Origin of the sequence: Blastomonas sp., from assembly GCF_041747255.1 — a bacterium.
In the GTDB taxonomy this organism is placed as follows: domain Bacteria; phylum Pseudomonadota; class Alphaproteobacteria; order Sphingomonadales; family Sphingomonadaceae; genus Blastomonas.
On the sequence record NZ_JBGTFM010000136.1, the window covers coordinates 1 to 5,462 of the forward strand.

Here is a 5,462-nt window from a genome sequence, read left to right on the forward strand (position 1 = left end):
CGCCTTGCCATCGCGCACCCGGTTCAGCGCGCGCACCAGATCATCGCGCATTGCGGCGAAATCGCGCGTCAGCGCCTCGCCCCGGCCGATCAATACATGGTCCGCACCGGCGATTCCGTGCGCGGGCATCGCCTGGTGCACCAGCGCGCGAAAGCGCCGCTTGATACGGTTGCGGGTCACCGCGTTGCCGATCTTCTTGGTGACGGTGTAGCCGATGCGCTGCATCTCGCTGCCGTCATTGCGCGTCTTTACCAGCAGCACAAAGCCCGGCGTGCCGACGCGCAATCCGCCGTTGGCGGCGAGAAAATCGGCGCGCTGGCGCAGCACGACAGGCACAGCAGAAGATACCACTGTGCCTGGCGAGATGTGATTGCTGGTGGAAGGGTCAGAAACGCCCGCAGTCACGGACGCACTGTGGGACACGTCCGGGTTCAGGCGCTCAGGCCGGTTCAGGCGCTCAGGCGCTTGCGGCCACGCGCGCGGCGGGCCCGCAGGATATTGCGGCCACCGACGGTGGATGTGCGCTGACGGAAGCCGTGACGACGCGCACGCACAAGATTGCTGGGCTGAAATGTGCGCTTCATGCGGCACTCCTGAAAACTGCTACCCCATAAGGGCGTTGAATGATGGACGATTCGCCGCGTGCGAGGCCTTGAGCCGTGCCCGCGAAAGAAACGCGCATACGTTTGGGAACCGGCAAAGTCAAGCGCGGAACGGCGGATGTGCCGCCAGATCCGGGCGTGCCTAACCGCCCGCCACTTCGCAGGCGGTGAGCACGCTCATCAGGTTGCCGAGCGGGCTGACATCGCGCAGCGCGCGCGAGAACAGTCTTTCATAGGCAGACTCTTCAGTGCCCAGACCCGCCGCAAGATAACGTTCCGGCGTGAGCTTCGTTTCAAGCTTCACCTCCAGCGCCTTCATGCGTGTGGTGAACGGATTGTCGCCGCTGTCTTCAAGCTCGCCCTCTGCCAGACCGATCATATAGCCGGTGAGCGCCATGCACTGGACGTCGCGCGCAAAGCTGTCGGCGGGCAGGGTGATCGTGCGCTTGGAGCTGATCAGCGGGTAGCGGCTGGCGCACAGTGGCAACAGGGCGGGCGCATCGCTGGCGACGGTTTCCAGATTGGGCGGCGGTGTGCCAGCCAGCGTGTCGATCTTGCCGATAAATGCATCGGGATTGTCGGCGGTTTCGCGGCGTGCGGCATCGAACAGGAACCACGATGCCTCTGCAATCACCTCGGTCTGGCCCCCACCCGCCAGCGTCGCGGCATAAAAACACATGATCGCCGCTTCGGTGCTGTTGTTGGGCAGCGCAGGCGTTGCTCCCTGCGCGTGCGCTGGCACCGACGCCCCAAAGGCGAGCGCCGCGCCGGTCAGCGCGGTGCAGGCCTTTGCAAGCAACCGGATCATGCCGCCAGTTTCCGCAGTACGTAGTGCAGGATGCCGCCGTTCATGAAATACTCCAGCTCATTGGCAGTATCGATGCGGCACAATGCCTCAAAGCTGAAGCCCGAACCATCGGGGCGGGTGACCTTGACCGTCACCTGCTGGCGCGGCTTCAGATCGGCAATGCCTTCAATCGTGAAGGTGTCATCACCGGTAAGCCCCAAGGTCAGCCGCGTATCTCCGTTCTCGAACTGTAGCGGCAGAACGCCCATGCCGACCAGGTTAGAACGGTGGATGCGCTCGAAGCTTTCGACGATCACGGCTTTCACCCCGAGCAGGTTGGTGCCCTTGGCGGCCCAGTCGCGCGATGATCCGGTGCCATATTCCTTGCCCGCGATCACCACCAAAGGCGTGCCGTCGGCCTTGTGACGCATTGCTGCGTCATAGATCGGCATGACTTCACTGCCATAGCGGCTCATGCCGCCCTCGATGCCCGGGACCATTTCGTTCTTGATGCGGATGTTGGCGAAGGTGCCGCGCATCATCACATCATGATGGCCGCGTCGCGCGCCATAGCTGTTGAAGTCAGCGCGCGCGACCTGATGCTCCATCAGCCACTTGCCCGCAGGCGAATCCGCCTTGATCGATCCGGCGGGCGAGATGTGGTCGGTGGTGATCGAATCGCCCAGGATCGCCAGCGGCTTGGCCTCAATGATGTCGCCCACCGGCGATGGCGTCATGCTCATGCCCTCAAAATAGGGTGGGTTGGCGACATAGGTTGACCCCGCGCGCCAGTTGTAGGTGTCCGATCCATCGACGTTGATCGCCTGCCAGTGCTCATCGCCCAGATAGACGTTGGCATAGCGCGCCTGGAACATCTCACGGTCCATGCAGCTTGCCATGGTTTCGGCAACTTCCAGATTGGTCGGCCAGATGTCTTTCAGGAATACATCCTTGCCCTGGTTGCTGGTGCCGATGGGGGTGGTGGTGAAATCCTCAATCACCGTGCCCTTGAGCGCATAGGCAACAACGAGCGGCGGCGAGGCGAGAAAATTGGCGCGCACATCCGGCGACACGCGGCCTTCGAAGTTGCGGTTGCCCGAGATCACTGCGGCGGCGACCAGACCGTTTTCGTTGATCGCCTTGCTGATCGGCTCGGCCAGCGGGCCGGAGTTGCCGATACAGGTGGTGCAGCCATAGCCAACGAGGTTGAAGCCGATATTGTCGAGGTGGGTTTGTAGCCCGGCCTTGTTGAAATAGTCGGTGACCACCTGCGATCCGGGCGCAAGCGAGGTCTTGACCCATGGCTTGGGCTTGAGGCCAAGCTCATCGGCCTTTTTGGCGACCAGCCCTGCGGCAACCATCACGCCCGGGTTCGATGTGTTGGTGCACGAGGTGATCGCCGCGATCATCACATCGCCATCGCCGATGTCGAAATCCTTGCCATCGACCGCAACGCGCATATTGGCGCGCTTGTAGGTCTCGGCCATGTCCTTGGCGAACACGTCATCGACTTCGGTGAGCGCGACCCAGTCCTGCGGACGCTTGGGTCCGGCGAGCGAGGGGATGACCGTCGACATATCGAGTTCGAGCGTGCTGGTGAACACTGGGTCCACTGCATCGGGCTGAATCCAGAAGCCCTGCTCCTTGGCATAGGCTTCCACCAGCGCGAGCAGGCTTTCGTCGCGCCCGGTCAGGCGCATGTAATCGAGCGTCTTGTCGTCGATGCCGAAAAAGCCGCAGGTCGCGCCATATTCCGGGGCCATGTTGGCGAGCGTCGCGCGGTCGGCGAGGCTCAGCGAGGCAAGTCCGGGGCCGAAATATTCGACGAATCGCCCGACCACGCCGTGCGAACGCAGCATGTTCGTGCAAGTCAGCACAAGATCGGTGGCGGTGACGCCCTCATTCAGCGCGCCGGTGAGCTTGAAGCCAACCACTTCGGGGATCAGCATCGAGACCGGCTGTCCGAGCATCGCCGCCTCCGCCTCGATCCCGCCGACGCCCCAGCCGAGCACACCCAGACCGTTGATCATCGTGGTGTGGCTGTCGGTGCCAACGCAGGTATCGGGATAGGCGACCGTTGCACCGCTGGCGTCAGTGCTGGTCCACACCGCCTGCGCGATATTCTCAAGGTTCACCTGATGGCAGATGCCGGTGCCCGGTGGGACGGCCTTGAAATTGTCGAGGCTCTTGGAACCCCATTTCAAAAAGTCGTAACGCTCGCCATTGCGGTAATATTCGATCTCGACATTCTGCTCGAATGCACGTGGATGGCCGAATTCGTCGACCATCACCGAGTGATCGATCACCAGATGCACGGGGACGAGCGGATTGATCTTGCTGGTATCGCCGCCCAGCGTGGCGATGGCATCGCGCATCGCGGCGAGATCGACCACGCAGGGCACGCCGGTGAAATCCTGAAGCAGCACGCGCGCCGGGCGATACTGGATCTCCGCGCTCGATACCGGATTCTTCTGCCAGTCGACCACCGCCTGCGCATCGGCGACCGACACGGTGAAGCCGCCGTCCTCAAAGCGCAGCATGTTTTCGAGCAGCACCTTCATGCTGAACGGCAGCCGTGAGATATCACCGAGCTTTTCGGCGGCCTTGGCGAGTGAATAATAGGCGATGGACTTGCCGCCCACCTCCATGGTCGCGCGGGTGCCGAGCGTGTCCTGTCCAACAGCGGTCATGTGGAGTCCCTTCCAAGGTCTGTAGCAATATGAATACGCTCAAAAAAGCGCCGGTAATGTGACGGTTCGCACCGAACAGGCCGGAATGGGGACGCGCGCGACCATTTTATACGCGAAACCGGCGGGCCGATACTGAATCGGATATGGTGCGCAAAGCCTTAGCGCAAGGCGGCGGGAGGGGGAAGGGGGCATGGGGTGCGCATTGTCCGCTGTCACATCGTCATTTTGAACTTGGCGCGGATGCTTTGTTTGATGAACTGCTCGTCAAGGGATGAAGCCGGGTCTGGCTTGCGAGAAACTGACGATGAACATGATGCGGATCATTGCTGGCGACAATCTGACCGCAATCCAGCGTGCCGAGATCTTCCGGCAACAGATCATTTTGGAGCGCGATCACCTGGAGCAGTTGCATGCAGAACTGCTTTTTTGCTAACAACTTCGTGCCGGAATGCTCCGATATAATTTTATGCTACAAATTTTTTTGCCAATATTGAATGAATAATTCTATATCATATGCCGAAGCTGAAATTGCTATATAAAATTAGGGCGTAGCGAAATTATATCACTACGACCTAATTATTGTATTACCGTTAAAGTATAGACCAATAAATTGCTCACTTAGGGTCCGGACTCATTAGAGCCACCATGTGACGAAGGCGGCGATGGCAATGGTTGCCATGAAGGTCTTGATGTTGCGGTCGAACCGGGTTGCTACGCGGCGCCAGTCCTTGAACCGGCAGAACATGCGCTCGACGACGTTGCGCTGGCGGTAGATCTGCCGGTCGTGCTCGATTTGGACCTTACGGTTGGACTTTGAGGGGATGACGGGCGTGGTGCCGCGCTCGATCAGCCATGAGCGCAAGGCGTTGCTGTCGTAGCCTTTGTCAGCGACCAGATATTCTGAGGGCGGCACGGCATTGATCGCCAAGATCGCGACCTTTGCGTCGTGCGTGTTGCCGGGCGTCAACAGGAGGACGTGGGGACGGCCCTTTTCGTCGCAGATAGCATGGAGCTTGGTGTTCCTGCCGCCTTTGGTGATGCCGATACCATGAGCCAAGGCCCCCCTTTTGCGCCGCCAGCAGTGCGGTGGACCTTGATGCACGAGCTGTCGATGAACAGCCTGGATGGCACGCCGTCGAGCCCGGCAAGATCGGCAAAGATGCGCTCCCAAACGCCGCGCTCGGCCCAGCGCCGGAAGCGGTTGTAGAGCGTCTTCTTCGGGCCGTAGACGTGTTCGGGACAATCGCCCCAACGACCGCCGCTCTTAAGCGCATGGACAATGCCGGAGAGCACCCGCCGATCATCGACCCTCGGCATCCCGCGCGTATCCTGCGGCAGGAGCGGTTCAATCCGCGCCCATTGCTCATCCGAAAACCAGAAAAA

General features: G+C 60.8%; 6 protein-coding genes. All 6 read right to left on the reverse strand.

Features of this window, described 5'->3' with window-relative positions; all coding sequences use genetic code 11:
- The coding region (gene rnpA, locus ACEW8G_RS04850; RefSeq protein ID WP_373487317.1) for a ribonuclease P protein component at positions 1-423 on the reverse strand (423 nt) is incomplete at its 3' end.
- Between the two features lie 26 nt (positions 424-449).
- A complete protein-coding gene (gene rpmH, locus ACEW8G_RS04855; protein ID WP_373487318.1) occupies positions 450-584 on the reverse strand; it encodes a 50S ribosomal protein L34 in 135 nt (44 codons plus the stop codon).
- A gap of 160 nt (positions 585-744) precedes the next feature.
- Complete coding sequence (locus ACEW8G_RS04860) at positions 745-1,410, reverse strand: hypothetical protein (RefSeq protein ID WP_373487319.1); 666 nt, start codon at positions 1,408-1,410, stop codon at positions 745-747.
- On the reverse strand, positions 1,407-4,079 hold the full coding sequence (gene acnA, locus ACEW8G_RS04865) for an aconitate hydratase AcnA (RefSeq protein ID WP_373487320.1): 2,673 nt from the start codon (positions 4,077-4,079) through the stop codon (positions 1,407-1,409). The genes ACEW8G_RS04860 and acnA overlap by 4 nt, the downstream gene beginning before the upstream one ends.
- A 220-nt stretch (positions 4,080-4,299) precedes the next feature.
- Entirely contained in the window at positions 4,300-4,491 is a 192-nt protein-coding gene (locus ACEW8G_RS04870; RefSeq protein ID WP_373487321.1) for a hypothetical protein, read from the reverse strand.
- Between the two features lie 222 nt (positions 4,492-4,713).
- A protein-coding gene (locus tag ACEW8G_RS04875) for an IS5 family transposase (RefSeq protein ID WP_373487322.1) occupies positions 4,714-5,462 on the reverse strand; the annotation gives its coding sequence in 2 pieces (ribosomal slippage) (positions 4,714-5,135 and positions 5,135-5,462; 750 coding nt annotated over the 2 pieces). This gene is flagged as partial in the annotation.